This window comes from Marinomonas spartinae, from assembly GCF_016461715.1.
In the GTDB taxonomy this organism is placed as follows: Bacteria; Pseudomonadota; Gammaproteobacteria; order Pseudomonadales; family Marinomonadaceae; genus Marinomonas; species Marinomonas spartinae_A.
Genome location: NZ_JAEMUI010000003.1, coordinates 135587 through 155203 on the forward strand (window position 1 = coordinate 135587; position 19617 = coordinate 155203).

17 protein-coding genes are annotated in these 19617 nt (G+C 42.6%); 10 read left to right on the forward strand and 7 right to left on the reverse strand.

Features of this window, described 5'->3' with window-relative positions; genetic code table 11:
- Nucleotides 1–3 precede the first annotated feature (3 nt).
- Both JHD45_RS04275 and JHD45_RS04280 read right to left on the reverse strand, forming a co-directional pair.
- Complete coding sequence (locus JHD45_RS04275; RefSeq protein ID WP_199475150.1) at nt 4–1293, reverse strand: ATP-grasp domain-containing protein; 1290 nt, start codon at nt 1291–1293, stop codon at nt 4–6.
- A gap of 15 nt (nt 1294–1308) precedes the next feature.
- The gene (locus tag JHD45_RS04280) at nt 1309–2661 is read right to left on the reverse strand and encodes an aminotransferase class I/II-fold pyridoxal phosphate-dependent enzyme (protein WP_199475158.1); all 1353 of its coding nucleotides are present in this window, start codon (nt 2659–2661) and stop codon (nt 1309–1311) included.
- 608 nt (nt 2662–3269) lie between these two features.
- Between JHD45_RS04280 and ribA the strand changes: the two genes are divergently transcribed.
- From ribA to JHD45_RS04295, 3 genes are all read left to right on the forward strand, one after another.
- The gene (gene ribA / locus JHD45_RS04285) at nt 3270–3890 is read left to right on the forward strand and encodes a GTP cyclohydrolase II RibA (RefSeq protein WP_199475160.1); all 621 of its coding nucleotides are present in this window, start codon (nt 3270–3272) and stop codon (nt 3888–3890) included.
- Between the two features lie 63 nt (nt 3891–3953).
- The gene (locus JHD45_RS04290) at nt 3954–5642 is read left to right on the forward strand and encodes a WD40 repeat domain-containing protein (RefSeq protein WP_199475162.1); all 1689 of its coding nucleotides are present in this window, start codon (nt 3954–3956) and stop codon (nt 5640–5642) included.
- Entirely contained in the window at nt 5639–6625 is a 987-nt protein-coding gene (locus tag JHD45_RS04295; RefSeq protein WP_199475169.1) for a formylglycine-generating enzyme family protein, read from the forward strand. Before JHD45_RS04290 ends, JHD45_RS04295 begins: the two co-directional genes overlap by 4 nt.
- 172 nt (nt 6626–6797) lie before the next feature.
- Here the strand turns inward: JHD45_RS04295 and JHD45_RS04300 are convergent, their stop codons facing one another.
- From JHD45_RS04300 to hflK (JHD45_RS04315), 4 genes are read right to left on the reverse strand one after another with little or no spacing between them, the layout of a single operon-like run.
- Nucleotides 6798–8792: a heavy metal translocating P-type ATPase gene (locus JHD45_RS04300; protein WP_199475171.1), complete on the reverse strand. Its 1995-nt coding sequence runs from the start codon at nt 8790–8792 to the stop codon at nt 6798–6800.
- Nucleotides 8789–9865 (reverse strand): protease modulator HflK, encoded by a 1077-nt coding sequence (gene hflK / locus JHD45_RS04305; protein WP_199475173.1) that lies wholly within the window; start codon nt 9863–9865, stop codon nt 8789–8791. The genes JHD45_RS04300 and hflK (JHD45_RS04305) overlap by 4 nt, the downstream gene beginning before the upstream one ends.
- Nucleotides 9862–10905, reverse strand: a complete 1044-nt coding sequence (gene hflC, locus JHD45_RS04310; RefSeq protein ID WP_199475175.1) for a protease modulator HflC — start codon at nt 10903–10905, stop codon at nt 9862–9864. Before hflC ends, hflK (JHD45_RS04305) begins: the two co-directional genes overlap by 4 nt.
- Nucleotides 10902–12911: a protease modulator HflK gene (hflK, locus tag JHD45_RS04315; RefSeq protein ID WP_199475177.1), complete on the reverse strand. Its 2010-nt coding sequence runs from the start codon at nt 12909–12911 to the stop codon at nt 10902–10904. The genes hflC and hflK (JHD45_RS04315) overlap by 4 nt, the downstream gene beginning before the upstream one ends.
- A 246-nt stretch (nt 12912–13157) precedes the next feature.
- On the opposite strand from hflK (JHD45_RS04315), the gene JHD45_RS04320 reads away from it, so the two are divergent.
- Both JHD45_RS04320 and JHD45_RS04325 read left to right on the forward strand, forming a co-directional pair.
- Nucleotides 13158–13835 (forward strand): phosphatase PAP2 family protein, encoded by a 678-nt coding sequence (locus JHD45_RS04320; protein WP_199475179.1) that lies wholly within the window; start codon nt 13158–13160, stop codon nt 13833–13835.
- A 197-nt stretch (nt 13836–14032) separates the two neighbouring features.
- Nucleotides 14033–14176, forward strand: coding sequence for a hypothetical protein (locus tag JHD45_RS04325; protein ID WP_199475181.1), 144 nt, complete (start codon nt 14033–14035; stop codon nt 14174–14176).
- Between the two features lie 271 nt (nt 14177–14447).
- On the opposite strand, the gene JHD45_RS04330 is transcribed toward JHD45_RS04325, so the two are convergent.
- The gene (locus tag JHD45_RS04330) at nt 14448–16220 is read right to left on the reverse strand and encodes a sigma-54-dependent Fis family transcriptional regulator (RefSeq protein WP_199475187.1); all 1773 of its coding nucleotides are present in this window, start codon (nt 16218–16220) and stop codon (nt 14448–14450) included.
- A 281-nt stretch (nt 16221–16501) separates the two neighbouring features.
- Here JHD45_RS04330 and JHD45_RS04335 point away from each other — a divergent pair, with 281 nt between their 5' ends.
- From JHD45_RS04335 to JHD45_RS04355, 5 genes are all read left to right on the forward strand, one after another.
- Nucleotides 16502–16756: a hypothetical protein gene (locus tag JHD45_RS04335; RefSeq protein WP_199475189.1), complete on the forward strand. Its 255-nt coding sequence runs from the start codon at nt 16502–16504 to the stop codon at nt 16754–16756.
- 60 nt (nt 16757–16816) lie between these two features.
- Nucleotides 16817–17584 carry a coniferyl-alcohol dehydrogenase gene (locus tag JHD45_RS04340; protein ID WP_199475191.1) on the forward strand — a complete coding sequence of 256 codons (768 nt, stop codon included), beginning with the start codon at nt 16817–16819 and terminating at the stop codon, nt 17582–17584.
- 100 nt (nt 17585–17684) lie between these two features.
- Nucleotides 17685–18605: a SphA family protein gene (locus JHD45_RS04345; protein WP_199475193.1), complete on the forward strand. Its 921-nt coding sequence runs from the start codon at nt 17685–17687 to the stop codon at nt 18603–18605.
- Between the two features lie 292 nt (nt 18606–18897).
- On the forward strand, nt 18898–19203 hold the full coding sequence (locus tag JHD45_RS04350) for a DUF883 C-terminal domain-containing protein (protein ID WP_199475195.1): 306 nt from the start codon (nt 18898–18900) through the stop codon (nt 19201–19203).
- Nucleotides 19204–19236: 33 nt separating this feature from the next.
- On the forward strand, nt 19237–19614 hold the full coding sequence (locus tag JHD45_RS04355) for a hypothetical protein (RefSeq protein ID WP_199475197.1): 378 nt from the start codon (nt 19237–19239) through the stop codon (nt 19612–19614).
- Nucleotides 19615–19617: the final 3 nt, after the last annotated feature.

Genomic DNA, 19617 nt, shown 5'->3' on the forward strand with positions numbered 1-19617 from the left:
AATTTAATCCTTTTCAGAAATAAGCTCATAATATTGGCTTTCAATTTTTCTAATGGTTTCCAAGTCTTTAAAAAGGAATTTTTTATTGTCTGATACTAAGTAAATATGACCAGGGCTGCTGGTTAAACAATGTGTAATGGATAGTTGATCGGAATCTCGGATCATTATGCTATGTAACGACGTTAGATGTTTTTCCCAAAATGCAATGTGTTTATCACTTTTGATTTTTCCAGTGGTGTTGGAAATTAAAAATACACATAAACAATGTCTTAGATTTTTCTTTCTCTCTGAGAAAATCAGTTTATTATAGTTATCATAGTAAAAAAGCGCTGAAATGAGGGTGGCTATTTGCGTGCTCTCTAGGCATCTGGTGTAGGCAGATGGGTCTGATCCACCAGGACATCTCCCCGCTATTTCTATTAATTTGGGTATGCCTTTATCTATGATGATTTCGCTATGCGAAAAACCCGCTTGAAAGCCGATTGCTTTGAGTACAGAGATAGAATAGCTCTCAATTTTTTCAAAAATGGATTGGTCTTCAATAGGACATAATAATTCCATCCGGTTATGAATGAATACACCATTAACGATTCTTTTATACACTCTGATGATTTCAGTTACATAATGCTGCCCATTCAATGAAACGGAGTTTGCATTATAGGCAATGGTATCATTTCCTTCATTGTGGCTATCAAGCAGATATTCTTGAGTAAGAACACTGGTGTTTAATGTCTCCATCTTTGTCTGGCTACCCATAATTTTTTGATGAGCAATTCTAATTTCCTCATCACTATGACAAATATAGACATCTTCTGAACCGGAGCTATCGACTGGCTTAAGAACCAATGTGGTCAGTTGAGAGTCGTGCTTCCACTGTATTGCTTCCTCTGCTGAGTACGTTAACGTTTGCTTTAAGTGTGCTATGCCAGCGGCTGATAACGACTCTTGCATCACAAATTTATTTCGGCAACGTTCTGCTGTACCGGGTTTATTCTGGTGGGGAGTATCAAGTATTTTGGCAACGACTTCAGCCATTTCAACACCAGACTCTGCCCCTGGGATGACTAATAGAGGGGAGTATTGAGATAATATATCAGGGCTTTCTTTAAACTCTTTGAATGTTATTTCAAAAATAAAGTCTTCTTTTCGATAGTTATTGCCATATCGAGGTGGGATCTTATCTGAACTTCTTATATGAATGCAGTCAAAGCCTCGAGATATAAAACCTGGAGCAATATATTGTCCTGTACCATATGCATCGACAATAATAATAATATTTTTCTTAAAAAACATAGCATAAGATCCTTCTTATAGAGTTTTTATAAACTGATAGAGTCTATCGACTCCTTTAGAAAATTCGGCAGTGCTCATAGCAATAGAAAGACGAATGAGGAAGTTAGAACGCTCGGATGTTGAGATTGAAAAACATCGTTCCGTTAGAATGAATACATTATAGGTATAAGCTAAAATTCGTTGAACATCTCTCTCATTCATAAATTTAAATTTTTCTATTTTGATAAAAAAATTCATGCCAGCATGATGCTCAGAAACGAAAGATATTTCATCCTTTAAAATAGCTAATGCATAATGCTTATTGGCCAGCATCGTAGCTTCATTTTGTTGATGGTTTATTATATATTGATCAGAAAACTGACTGATAAAATCTGAATTTATTTTCTCTAGAATAATGTCTCTAGAATCGTCATCAATCATTTTTAATGATTTTTTGAAAAACAAAGAGGCGCTTTTCTTATAAGACAGCTTTTTTTCTGGTGTCTCTTGAAGCATGATGATTCTACTTAGAAAAATAAGGGGGATAGTGAGTCCAAGTACCGTAGGAGGGTTCATTATCATATTTTGTTGTTCTGTTATAAAGTCATTTATCAAGGCTGTGCTGCCAAAGATGTGGCCAAGACGATAACCAGCTAGGCTTTCTGACTTTGAGAGAGAGTCAATTACAGCAACACGACCATTTTCAATATAGTGTTTGACCACGCTAGAAATGTCTTTCATATAGTGTTGGTTAGACACTAGCATGCCCACTCGGTCGATCAAAACATGAGCACCGATGTGATCTGCTACTGTTAGAATGGCGTCTAAATCAGCAGAAGAGTAGCATGTTCCTGAGGGGTTATTTGGTAATGATAAGATAATAATAGTCGGTTTTTCTTTATTGATTATATGAATAACTCTTTCAGCAGAAGGAACACTGGAATCGTCAGATTGGCACTGTATCATCTCACATTGATATATATCGGCTTGATTATAAAAGATTGGATAGCTACTACCCACAATAAGGATGCGGTTTTTTTTGTAGTAGGAGGTCGCTACTTTCATATAAGTGGCTATGCCCTGTGCGCTGCCATTGCACTGTGCTACTTTTATAGATGTCGTATTGTAATGGGTATTAGCTAGGCAGCATTCATATAATTTAATGACTTGACAGGTCGGTAGAATACCATATGGCGCTGTATAGTTTCTGTATAAAAGACCTAGGTTTATTTCAGCATGTATCATCTCTATGATACTGTTAGATAATGGAAGCCAATTAACACCAGAAGAAATTTGAGGGATTTGTATTAGGTTGTTTTGAGCTATAGAGTCTTTGTAGATTTCGAACGATGAAAATAAATTCGTCCATGGCTTTTCCACACTTTCCATGCCTATTTCCTCCTGAAATGTTTTGGCGCTTTACATTTTTGATTATTGGTGACTATTTTATTTTTGGTGTTGCTGCATCATATGAGATTTGTATGAAGGATTAGTACACTTTTATAGTATTAAGCCTATCTCACAAAAATAGTCGCCTTGCTCTATACCTAGCTAATCCTTTAGTGGTATGCGCATTATTAACGCATAGAATCACTAAATTAAAATAATGTCAATAATAGTTGGAGAGGGGAGGAGCGTTTTATCTAATCACTCCCCCGTCGCATAGCTAATGAGCTAAAGGTAGCAATAGGCAAGTTCGAAGAATCAATAGATTATAAGGTGTGATTTTCTATACTATTGATTATATTGAGATTATCTTCTTTATAGAGTATTTTTATATGAAAGGGAAGGGATTTTACTGTTTTCTGTGGAGAGTGAGAACAAAAAGATTGTTTTATGTATATTTATTGAAAAGAAATTGTAAAACTTTTCGTTTTAAGGTTTTTCTAGTTTAACTGAAAATTGCTTGTTGATATAAGTGCGATGTTATATGGAAGAATGTTGTGTTCATCTGAAGCTCCAACACTCTAAGGAATAGAGAAATAAGGATATAAAATATGGAAATTAGACAAAGTGTTATCATTCCTGTCACTGAAAAACGCATTCCAGCAACTTTTTATTCATTTGATGAATTTGGAACAGGCCATGAACATCTACTGATCAAGATTCATAGTCCGTCTGGCTCTATGCCAACTGTTCCTACTCTGCGTATTCATTCTGAATGTCTAACAGGGGATGTGTTTCAATCAAGTCGTTGTGATTGTGGGCCGCAACTGCAAGAAGCCTTAAGGATTACGGCTAAGAATGGTGGCTATATCGCTTATTTAAGGCAAGAGGGTAGAGGTATTGGTTTATATAATAAGCTTGATGCCTATAAATTGCAGGATAGCGGTATGGATACTTATGCAGCAAATCGACATTTAGGCTTTAATAATGATGCTCGCACTTTTGATATGGTCGCGAAGATGCTAAAAGCTGTTAATGTTACGACGATTAAACTCCTTTCTAATAATCCCAAAAAAGAACAAGCATTAGTTAAAAATGGTATTAATGTTATTCAACGTTTGTCTACATCTTGCTTTCTTAGTCCAGATAATAAGAACTATTTACAAGCTAAAATAGATCTTGAAAATCATATTTTTGGTCCTAAGGTCGATGATGAGACGGTTTCTGTATAGTGACTTCTTGAACAATCATTTTGTTGGTTATTATTTTATTTATTGAAGATAAGGAAATCTTATATGTATCATACTTCTCCAATTAGCGGTATTTGTGCAACTGAACATGGCTATATTGCAAGTGCTGGTTATGACAATCAAGTAATTTTATGGAATGCACAAACCCATACGCCAATTGCGATTGGTACTCATGATCATTTAGCGAATCAGGTTGTGTTTTCACATGATGCTAAATTATTAGCCTCTTCAAGCAGTGATTATTCTGTAAGGGTTTGGTCTGTTCCAGATATGTCTTTATTGTCTGTGATGACCCATGAGGATGATGTAGAAGGCATTAGTTTTAGTCCAGACAATCGTTTAATTGCAACCGCATCACGCGATAATAAAGTCCGTGTTTTTAGTGTGGATGGCCATTTAATACGTGAGTTTATAGGGCATGAAAATGATGTATTAACCGTTGAGTGGCTGACAGAAACGATGCTGGTTTCTTGTGGTGATGATAGTACATTGCGCTATTGGGATATCAATACCGGATTAAGCCAAAAAGTTATTGATCTAGGAGGTATGGAGACAGATACACTTTGTGTAACACCTAATGGAGAAATTGTTTCTGGAAATGATGATGGAGAGTTAATCTACTTTAATAATAAAGGCGAAGAAATCTGCCGTACACATGGTCATAAGGCTGGTATCAAACGTTTGGTTTTAAACCAGAATAAAGTCATTAGTTTGAGTTATGATCGTTCTTTTAAAATTTGGTCTATTCAAGATAATAGTCTTATTTGCCAAGTAGAGAGCGAGATTCCTAATATTGTTTGGCCAAGATCTTGTGCATTTATTAATGATGCCTTTGTCGCATTTGTTACCTTTGGGGATCGTTATGCAACCTACAGTATAGAGACTAATACATGGGATATTGACTCTATTCAGGATACTCATGGTGTGAATGCTATTTACCCTGTTAGCAATGGATATTACGATGTTGGCGATGCTGGTATTGTTCGTTTTAATGGTGAAAAAATAAATCAGGTGCCATCATTATGTAACTTTATTATTGCTGAAAATGGCAGAATATTGTGCGGTGGTCAAGACGGTGCAGTCTATGATGCAACAACATCAAAGATTATATACCAGCATCACTCTCCTCTGAACTGTTGCCAAGCATTTGATCATCAAGGTAATAAATACATTGCCATTGGAGCTTATACTGGTGAGTTGATTTTATTGAAATTCTCTTCATATCAAGAGATTACCTTTGTTTCCAGTATTTCTGTTCATAACAATGCGATTAAAGATGTCTCTATTATTAATAATAGGGTCTTTACTGTTTGTGCAGATAATAGTGTCGCAGTGACAGAGTTAAACGATTTAATGAGCGTAACCCCTGTTCTTAGAGGAAGCCACGATAAGATAGTCAATGGCTGTGCTGCTTTCAAAGGGAGTTTCATTTCAGTCAGCCGAGATTTGACACTGCGAATTTGGGGAGATGAAGAGAAAGTGTTAACAACGCCGCATAAAAACTCGATCAAGTGTGTTGCAACAGATAATGATAGTTGGATTGTGAGTGGAGATTACCGAGGTACTGTCTCTTTTTACCATGTTCCAAGCCAAACTTGGCAAAAAAAGAAAGCGAGTAAAACGGGCATCTCGGCCCTTGCCTATGATCAAGGTGAAGGTGTCTTTTTAGCCTCTTCTTACGATGGCCGTGTGCATAAATTATCAGCTCCTGTGCTAAATGGGGTAGAGCAATGAGTAAAATGATCAGGGGAGAAGATATAAACTCATTGAGCAATCGTGAAGCAATGGGGCTGCCTAATTTGTTTACTGACTCGTCCATTGAGGATATTCAAGATCACATAGGGTCTCTTTCTGCTCTGTCTGAGAATGATTTATGTCGCTTGGTAGAAAGTACTCATCATGACAAAAAGCGCCGTTATGCCGCGGGTATTCTCCTCTCTTTAAGAGGAGATCCCCGTATCAATACGCTTTTTCCCACTATGGTGACAGTTTCAGGAGGTAAGGTCCTATTGGGCCTTAACCCTGATAAAGTGGACGATATTGTTGAGCAATACCAATCCTATGGTGTGCTTCGTGAGTGGATATTAAAGGAGTGTCCACAATATGAAGTGGATATTTCGCCTTTTAAAATAGGTAAATATTGCGTGACAAATCAAGAATATCGGGATTTTCTACGCGATATTGCCCACTCAAGTCTACCGACTTCATGGATTTTTGGCTCTTTCCCCACTTATCATGCAAATCATCCCGTGCATACTGTATCGCCGGAGGATGCTGAATTATATTGCAAATGGTTGAGCCAAAAAACAGGCCGTTCTTTTCGCTTGCCTACCGAGCAAGAGTGGGAATATGCCGCTGGTGGGGACAAGGGCTTTGAATTCCCTTGGGGAGAGGCATATAAACCCGATCATGCCAATACGATAGAAGAAGGGATTCTGAGTACTACCCCAATCGGTATGTACCCTCTTGGCCTTTCTCCATTTGGTGTGATGGATATGGCAGGCAATGTAGAAGAGTATACGTCTAGTGACTATAGGGCGTATGCTGACGGTGAAACCATTGTTGATGATTTACTCACATCAGAAGGAAGTTATCGAATTGCTCGAGGAGGGAGCTTTACTCGATTTCGGGACCTAGCTAGAACAAAGAGACGACATGGTTGGTATAAAAAAGACATATACATAATGGGCTTTCGACTAGTCGAGGATTTTAAATGACGCTCATCGCACTCCGCTTTGTTCTGTTTCGTCAGAAAATATGTGGTAAATCTTAATATCAGTAGAATAGAGAATATCTCATTTTTTCACCTGCCCTAATACACTGAAAGAAAGACATGTATTAGGGCTACCACTCTGTTTAGCTCATGACTTCTGTCCAACTAGTGAATTTTTACCCGCGTTTTTCAGGTTTGCGTAGGATGTCCTCAAAGCGCAGTAAGCGACCAGTATTCACCAATACTAATAAGGTACTTAAATTATGGAGAACGGCGGCGATAAGGGCACCAGCCACACCTAGCATGCCAAATGCTGCCGCAGCCATGATGGCAATGGTCCAGCTTAATCCGATAATGACGTTCATATGTAAAGTGCGGCGGCAGCGTCGACTCAAGCGTACGCATGTGGCTAGACGGCGTAGGTCGCTGCCAATTAAGACGATGTCGGCAGAGGCTAGGGCAATATCTGCTCCCCCTGCACCCATAGCGACGCCCACCACACCCGCTTTTAGGGCCAGCGAGTCGTTGATGCCATCGCCCACCACAAGGGGTTTAAAGCCCGTTTGAATCTCATGACTGACGCGATGTAGTTTGTCTTCAGGTAAGGCCTGAGCGACAACATCATGAATTCCGACTTCTTTGGCGAGTTTGTCCGCTACGGATTGACGGTCGCCGGTGAGCAATACTTGCCGACCGAGACCAAGCTCTCGTAAATCGGCCAACGCTTGAGCTGCTTCCGGGCGAACTTGATCCGCTAATAACATCCAGCTTAAGAATTGACCATTGAGCGACAGACCCGCAATAGGGCCGTCGTGTTGTGGAATGTCTGGAATCTTGATATTTAGTTGAGTGAACAGCTCGGGGCGACCCAGTGCCGCTTCTCCTTTTTCTGTTTGCGCTACGACACCTAATCCTTGTCGTTCACGAATATCTTGCAGTGGATAGTAAGCGTCGGTAGGAGCGAGGCTAGACATGGCGCGACTGACCGGATGGCTGCTAGAGGCACCTAGACTGGCCGCTAAAATACGTATCGCTTGCTCGTTGATGTTGACACCTTCGACTGTTTGCATGCCTTGCAGGCTTAACGAACCAAAGGTTAATGTGCCTGTTTTATCGACTATTAAAGAGCTGAGTTCCGTGAATTCTTCTAAAAACGCCGAGCTACGAATCAATATGCCGTGCCGTGCTGCCACGGCAATACCTGCAATGGCGGCAGCTGGCGCTGACAGGACCAAAGCGCATGGACAAGCGGCTACCAATACTGCCAGCATTGCTTGAGCATCATAGGTGACAAACCAAGTGATGGCGGCCACCATCAGGACTAATAGCATGTATTGTCCTGCATAGCGTTCCAATAAACGAGTGATAGGTGGTTTCGCTTGTTCAGCTTGCTGCATTAGAGCAATCACTTTGCCTAATGTGGAATCATCACCGGTGCGAGTCACTTGGATGCGTAAGAGACCATCGAGGTTAATGGCACCACCAAATACCTCATCGCCTATTTTGGCATCTTGTGGAACGGACTCCCCCGTAATAGGCGCTGTATCAAGGCTTGCCATACCACTGATAACAATACCATCGGCAGGAATTCTATCACCCGCGCGTACCTCAACCTGATCGTCTTTGGTAAGTTGTTGGTTGTCTATTTCGCTGATGTTGCCATCATGATCGATTTTTCGGGCTTTACTTTGAGTGAGATGACTTAATGCTTCGATGGCCTCTTGCGAGCCAATCATGCTGCGCTCTTCTAGAATATGACCGAAAATCATAATAATGGGGAGTAGCGCAGCGGTCATTAAGTCGCCTGTGGCCCAAGCCCCTAGCATTGCCAATGCGATAAGCTGATCGGTTATACCATGCAAACTGGGGTGTTTTAGGCTATGCCAAGAGGATTTGATAACAGGAAAGGCGACTAAGATCGAAGCGATTCCTAGCAACATTTGACTCACACTTTGTTGTAAGGGGAAAAGCCAATGCCAAGCTAACCCAAGGGCTAATAAGCCTAATGACACCATGGCCAATGTCAGTTGCTTCGCGGCGGCTTTTTGCTCGCTCCTGCTTAGTGAGCCTGAACTAAAATGAATATGGCCGTGATCATGTCCATGGTGGTCGTGTCCATGATGGTTGTGTCCATGGTGATGGCTGGTGTGAGAATGGGAAGGCTGGGTCATGGTTGCTTGCCTTGTAAAATCAGTTTGGCATCGTCTTTAGGATCGACTGTCGAAACGGAGCCGGCTTGGGACAATAAAGTGGTAATGCGTTGGCGATAAAGGCGCCACAATAAGCCGGGATCCGCGTTTATCTGCTGTGCTTTAGCAAGTTTCACTATGCTTGCTGTATTGGCCTGTGCATTAGCGACGCGTTCACTGGCGTTCGCATTGGCCTCTTGTAAAATACGATCGGCTTCTTGATTGGCTGCTTGTATGATGGATGCCGCCTTATTATTAGCCTCTGCAATGGCTTGTTTAGCAAGCTGGCTGGCGGTTAATACCGCATTGAAGGCATCGACGGTGTCTACAGGAAGGCTGGGCTGAATGTCCACACGCGCTACTTTTATGCCCAGACTGGCATGTTCTTGTGTCAGTTGAGCAAGACGTAGATTGATTTGCTTAACCAAATCTTCGCGTAATTTTTCTCTTTCTTCTGCGGCTTTGGTACTGGAACCGACCAGTTCAGGGCGTGCTACCAATATGGTGTCTAAATCTCGTGATGCTGAAATCACCACAGCACTGCGCTCGACCAATCGGTCTAACGCGAAATTGACATGTTTGCCTTGCAACACATAGGCATATGGGTCGGTCACTTTATAATAAAGGTGGACACCGAGTTGCACAATGCCAGAGTCACCAGTGAGTAGGTAGCCCTCACCAGCGGTTGCATCGGTTAATATACCGGAATCCAAGCCACTGTAGTCGGCCGATTTTGGCCGAATAAGCGCCTTTACCGTACGATCAACAACACGATCGGCCGAGGGAATAATGATCACTTTTTCAAAAGGTTGTGGCCATGCGAGCAGTAATCCTGAGTTCTGTTCGCGATCAATGGCTCCAAAGCGTAAGACAACCGCACGGCTTTCTGGACCAATCTCTCGAATGTTGCTGACTAACCAACTGATGGCGGTGACACTGGTTAATATGTACAGAGCGATAAAGGCTAAACGCCCAGCTTGCAACCAATGTCCTTGAGGCTTATCTGATGAGGTGTCAGGTTGGCCATTGTTTTTGCTGGTGGGCAAGAGACTCATGGCTGATCTTTTCCTTGTTTCTTAACAGGGCTATTTTTCAGCATGATAGGACCATCTTGAATATTAGCTGGGCCATCTATGAGAGCTTTAAAGGGGGCGGCGTCAGTACGAAGAACCAAATGAGTATTGCCGTTGATAATGCTGCTTAATGTGTCCAAAGAACGGAGCAAATCATACAGTTGAGGTGCTTCTTTATGGGCTTGTCCATAAATATCCGCCGCCTGTACGATCGACTTCGCCTCGATATCCGCCGCTTTTACCTTGGCATCTGCAGTAATGATGCGGGCCTCTTTTTGTGCAGTGGAGACGATTTGTGCCGCTTGTCGTTTACCTTCTGCCGTGCGTTGTGTAGCGATGGTTTCTCGTTCTGCACGCATACGATCCACTGTGGCAGTGAGGGTGACAACAGGGAGTGTTAAGCGCTCTATACCGACTTGCACAACCCGTACACCATAGGTGTTGAGTAAAGATCCTTCGATTTGAGCGCGGAGTTTGTTTTCAAAATCGTCAATTTGCACTTTGCTGCTATCCGTATTAACCAAACTGGATAAGTTATAGCTGCTCGCCGTTGCTTCGAGTGCTGAACCGACAAAAGTACGCAGTTGACGGGCCGCTTCAGAGGGCTTGTTTTGGACGGCGCGCATAAAGCGTTTGACGTCTTCTTTATCGGCTTTTACCTGCCAAACTACATAAGCTTGCACGATGATACGCAAGCCGTCTTTGGTACCCACATCTTGTAAGCCACTTGATGTGGTACGAAGTCGTAAATCAACAGGAGTGGAGAGTTCGATAGGAGTGGGTAAATGCCAGGCCAAGCCTGGGGTTAATATCACTCGAACTGGGTCACCAAAGCGGGTGATTACTTCTGCTTCCCCAGAGCGCACTTGCACTAAGCAGGCCGCTGCAAGCGCGAACAAAACCAGCAAAAGAGCAAAGGTCATGCGTCGCCAAGTGGCGCTCTTTTTATCATGAGAAGTCCCATTGTCCAGTTGGTCATGCTCATGGTTATGGTCATGATGATGGTGATGTGGCTGGCTCAATGTGTCTCTCCTGATTGAGTGCTAGTGTTGGTCTTAGGGTCAACAGGGGGAACGAAACTCCGAAAATCAATCGTCGGCGCGTCTGTTCCTTGGATACGGCTGTCTATGATAAGACTATTGGCATTCTTCATGCCCTTAGCGAGCTGCTGGTAATATTGTTCCCGAATAAAGGTTTGACCAGCGGAGTCATAGGCATGTTTATCCGCGTTAAATAGTGTTTTGGCAGTGTTTGCTTGGCTGATATTTTGATGAGCTTTCGCACTGGCATCGTCTTCGAGCAGGCTTGCTTCCTGCTCGGCTTGGTTTAGATCCACTGCCGCTTTGCCTTTTTCTCTGGCTATTAAAGCTTGAACTTCGATTTGTGCGGATTGTACTTTGTGATAGGCGTTGGCTGCTTTTGCTGGTGGATGAATGGCTTCAATTGCCGTTGCAAGCAAGGTGACGCCTGAATTCAAACGGTCTAATTCACTTTGTACCGCATTGTTTACATCCGCAGCAAGTTGATTGCGCTGCTCGCTGAGAAGGTCATCTAAGGTGCGTCCGGCAAAATCGTGTACTAGTACGCGGCTTGCCGTACGACGAATCAGCATGGGCAGATTATCCGTATTGTAAGTGGCTTTGAGTGCATCCTCATCGGTTAAGCCTATGCGGTAAATAAAGCGCACGTCCATATCAACAATCTGAAAGCTTTGCTTGCCGTCGCTACTGCTGGCGATGATTTGCGACTTTTCACTGCGATGCGTCACATCCCATAAGCGGTTCGCTGTATAAGGTGCTGGGCCCTCAGTTGGATCCGCTTGGTTGGGCATGGCTGGTGCCGTGGAGTTGTCATCGGTGCTGGCGGCTAATTCGTGTACAACACCATATTCGACATTAATAATGCGCCCAAAAGGCCATGGCAAGCTAACGTGAAGACCTGGCTTGAGTACGGCAACAGGCTTACCAAAACGCTCATAAATGCCACGACCATTCATAGGAATTTCATGTAATCCAGACAAGAGCCAACCCGTTAATAAGATGAACAGGAGGATTGGGAGAAAAGCGCGACGAATAAAGCCAAAGGCCCAAACCTGACGTAAATCAATGCCAAAGCGTTGGTGGAGACTTGCTTGAAAAAGCTGCATTGGCTTAGGGGGCCAACGCAGCATTTCTGCAAAGAAGCTGGTGGTAAAAAGTGCGGGTTCCAATGAATCGCGGCGTGGTGTAAAAACGACCAGAATCGCTCGAATCATCAGTTCCAACCCGAGAAGGCTCGGTAATAAGCCTACCAATACCGCCAAGCGAATTGGCCAAATGCGCTCAGCATTAGCATAGAAAAGGCAGATAGCAGACAGTACAAACACAACAATGGCCACTCGAAGCTGCACTGCCAAGGGCAATGCCTCTGGCCATTCTTGTTTGTGGGCAGCAAGGTAGCGCTCAACAACCAGTATCGCAAAGGCGACCAATAACGCTAAACCGCCACATAGATAGGCATTTGCTCCTAGTGCTTTTGGTGTGGAGGATAGGTTCCAGCCACTGTCTATTAATAGAAAGGCAAAAAGTATTAGTAAGACGACCCAGGTCACGTCGATGCCAACAGCGGATAGTATCGGTTTAATGCGGCTTTCTTTGATTCTGTCTAATAGTTGTTTGATGGGGTTGATTGTTTTTAAAACGGTTTTGCCAGTTTGTTCGGTATCGGACAGAGGGGTGGTTGCCCCTGTCTCTTGTTCTGGTGAAAGTTCTTCTGGAGCAATAGTATGGGCTCGCCAAATCGCAATGCGCCATGCAGACTGAAAGGAGGCAAGCAATATTAGCAAGGTCGCGGCGGCGTTGAGTTGTATTGGAATCCAGATAGAGGTTGGAGCAAACATATCGACGATAAGCCACATCAATAAAATGGCAAAGGCCAAACCTGCAAAGGCCATACAAGTACTAAAGAGTTGACGGGCGTGGATAGTGGCGAGCTGGAAGCGAGGGATAGCGGCTAATTCTTCGTCATCTGTTTTTAAGTCAACTCTCATTAACGCTCCAAGGGTGAGTTGTTTGGCATCAGGCAGGGCAAAATTACTCCTCATTCTATAATAAAATAATAAGATTGCACCCGACTCTTACCGTTATGTCTGCTTTATGGATAAGTTTCCCTTTTTTTCTGGTGATTGTAAGGATTTAGCATGTTTGTTTGCAAAAAAATGAGTCTCATCGCGGATCATTATCTATGCTATTATTAACTTATTGTATTAAATGATTATTTTAGAGACGTTTTTTCTATGACCGAGACAAAAACTCCTCGTTACCAATGGGGGCTATTAGTTGGATTGCTTCTGTGTTTTATTGCCTTGGCTGTCATCGCCAATACGGGTCACATTCCTGATTTTGATCGGCGTATATTGTTAGCACTTCGTGATCCAATCGACAGTACAAAAGAATGGGGACCGACTTGGTTAGCCGAGTTGATGAGAGATATTACCGCCTTGGGGAGCAATTGGATTTTGTTATTTTTCTGCTTTGTTTATGCCATCTTCTTATGGTTGATTCAAAGACCGTATTTAGCAAAGTATTTGCTACTGACGGTGATCATGGGAATGTTATTGAGTTTTTTGCTGAAACTAGGGTTCGATCGACCTCGTCCTGCCTTAGTTCCCCATGGTGTTCAGGTTTATACGAGTAGCTTTCCTTCGGGTCATGGCATGTCATCGTCCTTTGTCTGGTTAACCTTAGCATTAGTGTCGACTTGGTATACAGATAACGTTAAGGTCAAGCGATTTTTAGTGGGAGTGGCTTTGTTGATGACTCTTATGGTGTCGTTTAGTCGAGTCTATCTTGGTGTTCATTGGCCAACTGATGTATTGGCTGGAATGGTGGTAGGGCTATTTTGGGCATTACTTTGCTATCGTTTAGCTCGTTATTGTCAGGCGCATTACTGTCAAGATAAGTCGCGGTTTTAGTGCAGCGATGCATATTTAGTTGATACTTGCATCTGTCTTGGCTTTTTCCCTCTTTATGAGGATAAGTTGTCAAGATCTCAGACTATCTTATGGCTAATGGGGAAAGAGACTTTCTTTATATTTGGCTGACATATCCTTGCGGTTTTCAGTGCTAGCATGAAATCTCTTAATTCATTATAGCAGCAAGGAAAATTGTGATGGCTCGTTTAATTAGAAAACTAGTAAATGCACACTTTTTTAACCGTCATTCTAATGAAAACCCAGCAGAATCTGTCGTGGTTTTTGATATGGATGAATATGAATGGAAAGGTTGGGATGCTTGGGTTGAAGTCAAAGAATAACATTCAATGGCTGGAAATACCGCATCTTTGGAGTATGGCATTAGTTATGTGTGCATTATATTGACTTTGCTATGCATCACATATGGTTATCCTCTCAGGAGTGTCTGTTCTTTCAGGAGTAAGCGTGCAGTAGGAGTGAATATGGCGTTATGTTAAAAAGGCGAACACAGAGAAATCCGTGTTTTCGCCTTTTTTGTTTCTTGCTTTTTCTTGTCACTTTTTTCGTCACACTCGGTTCTCATCACCTTTTGCAATCAAGATCGCCAGCGTTTTACGATACAACTTTTTTGAGCCGATAAGCCAACTGCGCCCTTGTTAAGCCCAGGGATCTTGCTGCAGCGGCCATATTGCCTTGAGCTGTATCCATTGCTTCATGTAGTAACCGTTCTTCCAGTTTATTAATAGAAAACTGCTCATCTTCATTGGTTTGTTTTAATCGTTCTAGTAGTGATTCAGAGTCATCTGAGGTCTGTTTTTTTCGCTTAGAGGTCAGTTCTCCTTGTTGATTAATCCAAAACGTTGATTGCTTGGAGAGGTTTTCGGTTCTAAAAAAGTGGTGTGTTTCGATCTTTTCGTGATCATTTGCGGCAATAACGCCGCGCTCAACCAAGTTTTGTAATTCTCGAATATTACCTGGAAAATCGTAATTATAGAGTGCTTGCAATGCTTTTATACTGATGCCTTGCAGTTCTCGCCCATGTAATTGGCAATAGTGTTCGTAATAGTGGTTGACCAATAATGGAATATCGTCGCGACGTTCGCGTAGTGGTGGCAGAGGGATGGGGTAGACATTTAGGCGATAATAGAGGTCTTCACGAAACTCACCTTTGGCAACTTTGTCTTTTAAATTATCGTTGGTTGCGGCCACGATTCTCACATCAACCTTGATGGCTCTTGTGCCACCTACTCGTTCGATTTCTTTTTCCTGCAGTACCCGTAGCAGTTTGCTTTGTCCGACAAGACTGAGGGTACCGATTTCATCTAGGAAAATAGTGCCACCTTGGGCGCGTTCAAATCGACCTGGACGACTGTGAGATGCCCCTGTATAGGCTCCACGTTCGACACCAAATAGCTCTGACTCCAATAAGTTTTCAGGAATAGCGGCGCAGTTAAAGGCGATAAAGGGGCCATTTTCTCGTGGGCTTAACTGATGAAGAAGTGAGGCGAACAGCTCTTTGCCCACACCAGATTCTCCCGTTAATAAAACCGTAGCAGACGTTTTAGCGACTCTGGTAATGGCTTGAGTCGCTGCTTTAAATGCAGAAGAAGCACCAATGGTAACAGGGCGATCAGCTTGATCGGTTTGTTTCTTCGGTGAGGTAACCTGATGTTTTTGATGAGGGGGGGGCAAAGGGCAGACTTGTTTCGCAAGATAATACAGATCTTCAGAGGCGTCAGGCCAGAGGTCCGCTGTTTTAGCGATCACTTTGCACGCTGCATGGCCCATGGATCGACATTCTACCTCACGAAAAATAACCATATTGCCAACTAAAGTGCTGACATAGCCCATGGCATAGCCCAATTCTAACCAACAGGCAGGATCGGCGCCTACGCCATAGGCATGAATATGGGCATCATCTTCACAGCTGTGGTGCCAAAGAAACTCGCCTTCATAACGACCTGTTTCTATGTCAAATTCAAAATAAATGGTTTCGACTTTTACGATGCCTTCTAGGGCATGGAGTTGAATGCCTGCTCCAAAAATAGAGGTGATTTCGGCATCTGGCCAGCGTGATTTCACTAAATTGGCATCGCGTTTTCCCGACTCAAAGCCAGTTCGTGTTAACACACCTCTTGCGCCCTCCAGACCAAGCGTATCGATAAGCTCTCTACGTAATGTGGACAGGGAAGCGTTATGGATAAGTAGCATGCGTTCATCGTTTAGCCAGATTCGGCCATCTCCAGGGGAAAAACAAAGACACTCGGTTAGTTCTTCCAATGTAGGAGACTCTTGCGTATTGAGTTTAGACGAATCGCCTTTGAGTAATACGTTAGCATTGATACGAGACATATCTGCTAGGGAAATACGGTGAGGCATTGTCATTATTATGTTCCTCATTGGTCGTTTAGTTAACTGTCATATTGTTATACATCCAAACTATTTATTTGATCAACTGATCTTCTATGTTTTTTTATGAAATTGATCATTTGAGCAATCTAGATGGTTGGTTTTTTCTCTCCTAACCCATTTTTAAAAAATGTCTAAAGATAAAAAATTAATATAAATCAATTGATTATAAGAAGATTTTATATTTTAAAGGATTGTGAAAGAAAAGTGGTACGTTCCATGCAATTTTATGGGTAGTTGATGATAGGAGACTAATAATGATAAGAAACTCTCTTTCTCTTGGCTTTCTTTGCCTGCCGTTTGAACACAACCTTTCTATTTCAGAGCGTGCTAAAGAGACGCTGGAGGAGAGGGAGGCTGAACGAAAAGGGCTAATGCTTTTCTTATGTTATTTCATGTCTCTTCTTGTCGGGTTTGTTAATCCGCATCTAAAGCGTTTTTCAGGTTTACGTCCATTATCGTTTTTTAGTTGTTTTTTTCCGGGCCTTTCCCTCCCTGAGAACAAGGTCTAAAAGACCATTTTGGACGTATTTTGTTTTTTCATATAACAACAATAATAGAAAGTGAGAAAAATGAGACTGTTAGATAAAACCCTAGTGGTTACAGGTGTTTCATCAGGAATTGGGGCGGATGTTGCCCGTCTTGCGAGTTTCCATGGTGCGAAAGTGATTGGTATTGACCGACATGAGCCAAGCCTCACCTTAGATGGTTTTATTCAAGTAGATTTAAGTGATATGCACGCAATTGATAAAGCGGTCATGTCGTTGCCTGTTGGTATTGATGGCTTGTGTAACATTGCAGGAGTCCCTGGTACCGCTTCTGTAGAGTTGGTTAGTCGTGTGAATTATTTGGGGCTTCGTCATTTGAGTCAGGCAATATTGCCCAAAATGAATGATGGTGCTGCCATTGTTAATGTCTCATCGATTTTAGGACGTGATTGGCCCGAGCGACTAGAGGCACATAAAGCTCTCGCCTCTAAAACGACTTTTCAAGATGGCGTCAACTGGTTAGAGGCGCATCCGGTGCCACAGGAAACCTGTTATCAGTACTTTAAAGAGGCGTTAATTGTCTGGAGTGCAGAAAAGGCCTTTCCTTGGTTTCGAGATCATGGAGTGCGCTTAAATTGTGTGGCGCCAGGTCCAGTCTTTACCCCGATTCTAGGGGACTTTATCAGCATGTTGGGTGAAGAACGAGTACAAGAAGACGCCGTTCGTATGAAGCGCCCAGCCTATTCCGATGAGGTGGCAGAAGTCATCGCTTTCTTATGTTCAGACGCTGCACGATGGGTGTGTGGCGCCAATATTCCTGTCGATGGGGGGTTGGAATCAACTTATTTATAAAGACGGTGAGGCCAGGTCACAGACTTAGTAAGAGTTAGTTTGGGATGGTCTTATTTTTAATAATCTTGTATCAAAAATAACAATAAAAGGTGGTAATAAAATGGCACTTAAAAAAACAGTACTTGCCTGTGGTATCGCGTTAGCTTCTTTTTCTGCAATGGCTTACGATCTGCCTGGGGTTAATATGGGAGACTCTAGTTTTTACGATGGTGCACCCGCGCCAAATGGCCCAGGTTGGTATTTTTTAGAATACTTACAATCGATTCGTGCAGATACTTTAAAAGGTAATAATGGGAAAGATTTACCTGTGGCGAATCCAAAAACTGATATGTTTGTTCCCCTTTCTCAGATTATTTATGTATCTCATAAAAAGTGGGGGAATATTACTCCAGGTTGGACTGCTTTACTGCCATGGATTGCTAAAGCTGACAATGGATCATCCCCATCACAAACCGGTGTTGGGGATCTGACATTGGGCGGTTTCTTACAATTTGATCCTATTATGGGAGAAAATGGGCCTAAGTTCTCGCAACGTGTTGAAGTTGATATTACCGGTCCGACCGGTCAATATGATAAAGATAAAATTGTCAATCCAGGTAGCCATGCTTGGAGTGTTGAACCTTATTACGCTTTTACTTATTGGGTCACCCCAAAATGGACCACTTCTGCCCGTTTTATGTATTTGTGGAATAGCAAAAATAATGATCCAAACTTTTCTACTGGTGCGAGTAGTAGCATTCAGGCAGGTCAGGCGTTTCACATGAACTTTGCGACGGCTTATGCCGTTAGTAAAACGGTGAGCATCGGGATTAATGGCTATATGTTGAAGCAAGTAACAAATACCAAAATAGATGGTCGAAGTGTGTCGGGCCGTAAAGAAAAAGTCTGGGCGATTGGCCCTGGGGCTTTGTTCTCGATAGGTAAAGATGACTCCATTACAGCCAACGTTTACTTTGAACAAGATGCCCATAACCGTGCGGAGGGAAATCGCTATATATTGCGCTATGCCCATTACTTCTAAGCGCTATTAAGCCTAATAAGTAACGATTTTGTTAAAGCATTTTTCAGAAGAGAAAACGGCTCTATGGTGGTAGGGCCGTTTTTTATGCGCGCAATTTAGGGGGAAAGCTCAGAAAATGGCAATAAGATTGTCAACAAAAAGAAAAAATGATTAGAGAACAAAGTATATTCGCATCTTCTTAAAATATGCGCTAGTCTGTAAGCACGATTTACTTTTATCGCTATGACATGGTATTGAATCGTTAGTGGCGTTGAGCGTTAGTAACATTTCTGAATTCAAAGGAGAGTATAGAATGGCTACAGCAACCAAAAGCACGACCCAATCCAAAGCACATGAGAAAGTGGATGAAGCAGCAGAGGCTGCGCATAAAGGGGTAGACAGTGCGGCACAAGCGAAAGAACAGAGCCAAGAGCGTATCGAAGAGGTTGCCCAGCAAATTAGTGAGCAAGCCCATAAAATTGCGGATACCGCGAAAAATCAATCCGAAAAAGTCACCTCTGCCATTGGTGAATACGCCAAAGAGCATCCTGTTAAGACCATAGGCATTGCTTTTTTAGCGGGGGCTTTAGCCGCAAGCTTTTTATGTAAGCGTAAATAGTACCAAGGTCTATTACAAGGGCGACGACTATAAATGGAGACATCATCGCACTCAGATTCAGACAAAGAGACTGCGGACTTATCCGTCGTGATTAATGATCACAAGCATTGGTTCAAGAGTGTGTTAGGACTGGGGGCACTGGAAGCGAAGTTATGGGTCGCTTCCAGTGCCCAGCTCCTTGCTCTGATGTGTGGTGTGATTTTTTTATTATTGACAACCTGGTTATTAATCATCGCGACGAGCGCCGTGATTGCTTGGAGTTATGGTTTTTCTTTGGTCGGTATTTTGGCAACCGCTACATTGGTAACTTTTGTCAGTGCCATGGTTCTGTTGTATTTGGTAAGACGTACGTTAAAAAACATGAGTTTTACGCGTACTTTAGATGCCATTATTCCATCCCAAGAGGAGTAAATT

Coding starts and splice junctions, on each gene's coding strand:
- JHD45_RS04325 (WP_199475181.1), top strand. CDS start 14,033: ATGGCTCGTTTAATTAGAAAACTAGTAAATGCACACTTTTTTAACCGT.
- JHD45_RS04290 (WP_199475162.1), top strand. CDS start 3,954: ATGTATCATACTTCTCCAATTAGCGGTATTTGTGCAACTGAACATGGC.
- JHD45_RS04275 (WP_199475150.1), bottom strand. CDS start 1,293: ATGTTTTTTAAGAAAAATATTATTATTATTGTCGATGCATATGGTACA.
- JHD45_RS04345 (WP_199475193.1), top strand. CDS start 17,685: ATGGCACTTAAAAAAACAGTACTTGCCTGTGGTATCGCGTTAGCTTCT.
- JHD45_RS04335 (WP_199475189.1), top strand. CDS start 16,502: ATGATAAGAAACTCTCTTTCTCTTGGCTTTCTTTGCCTGCCGTTTGAA.
- JHD45_RS04350 (WP_199475195.1), top strand. CDS start 18,898: ATGGCTACAGCAACCAAAAGCACGACCCAATCCAAAGCACATGAGAAA.
- hflK (WP_199475173.1), bottom strand. CDS start 9,865: ATGAGTCTCTTGCCCACCAGCAAAAACAATGGCCAACCTGACACCTCA.
- JHD45_RS04330 (WP_199475187.1), bottom strand. CDS start 16,220: ATGACAATGCCTCACCGTATTTCCCTAGCAGATATGTCTCGTATCAAT.
- JHD45_RS04340 (WP_199475191.1), top strand. CDS start 16,817: ATGAGACTGTTAGATAAAACCCTAGTGGTTACAGGTGTTTCATCAGGA.
- JHD45_RS04300 (WP_199475171.1), bottom strand. CDS start 8,792: ATGACCCAGCCTTCCCATTCTCACACCAGCCATCACCATGGACACAAC.
- JHD45_RS04295 (WP_199475169.1), top strand. CDS start 5,639: ATGAGTAAAATGATCAGGGGAGAAGATATAAACTCATTGAGCAATCGT.
- ribA (WP_199475160.1), top strand. CDS start 3,270: ATGGAAATTAGACAAAGTGTTATCATTCCTGTCACTGAAAAACGCATT.
- JHD45_RS04320 (WP_199475179.1), top strand. CDS start 13,158: ATGACCGAGACAAAAACTCCTCGTTACCAATGGGGGCTATTAGTTGGA.
- JHD45_RS04280 (WP_199475158.1), bottom strand. CDS start 2,661: ATGGAAAGTGTGGAAAAGCCATGGACGAATTTATTTTCATCGTTCGAA.
- JHD45_RS04355 (WP_199475197.1), top strand. CDS start 19,237: ATGGAGACATCATCGCACTCAGATTCAGACAAAGAGACTGCGGACTTA.
- hflK (WP_199475177.1), bottom strand. CDS start 12,911: ATGAGAGTTGACTTAAAAACAGATGACGAAGAATTAGCCGCTATCCCT.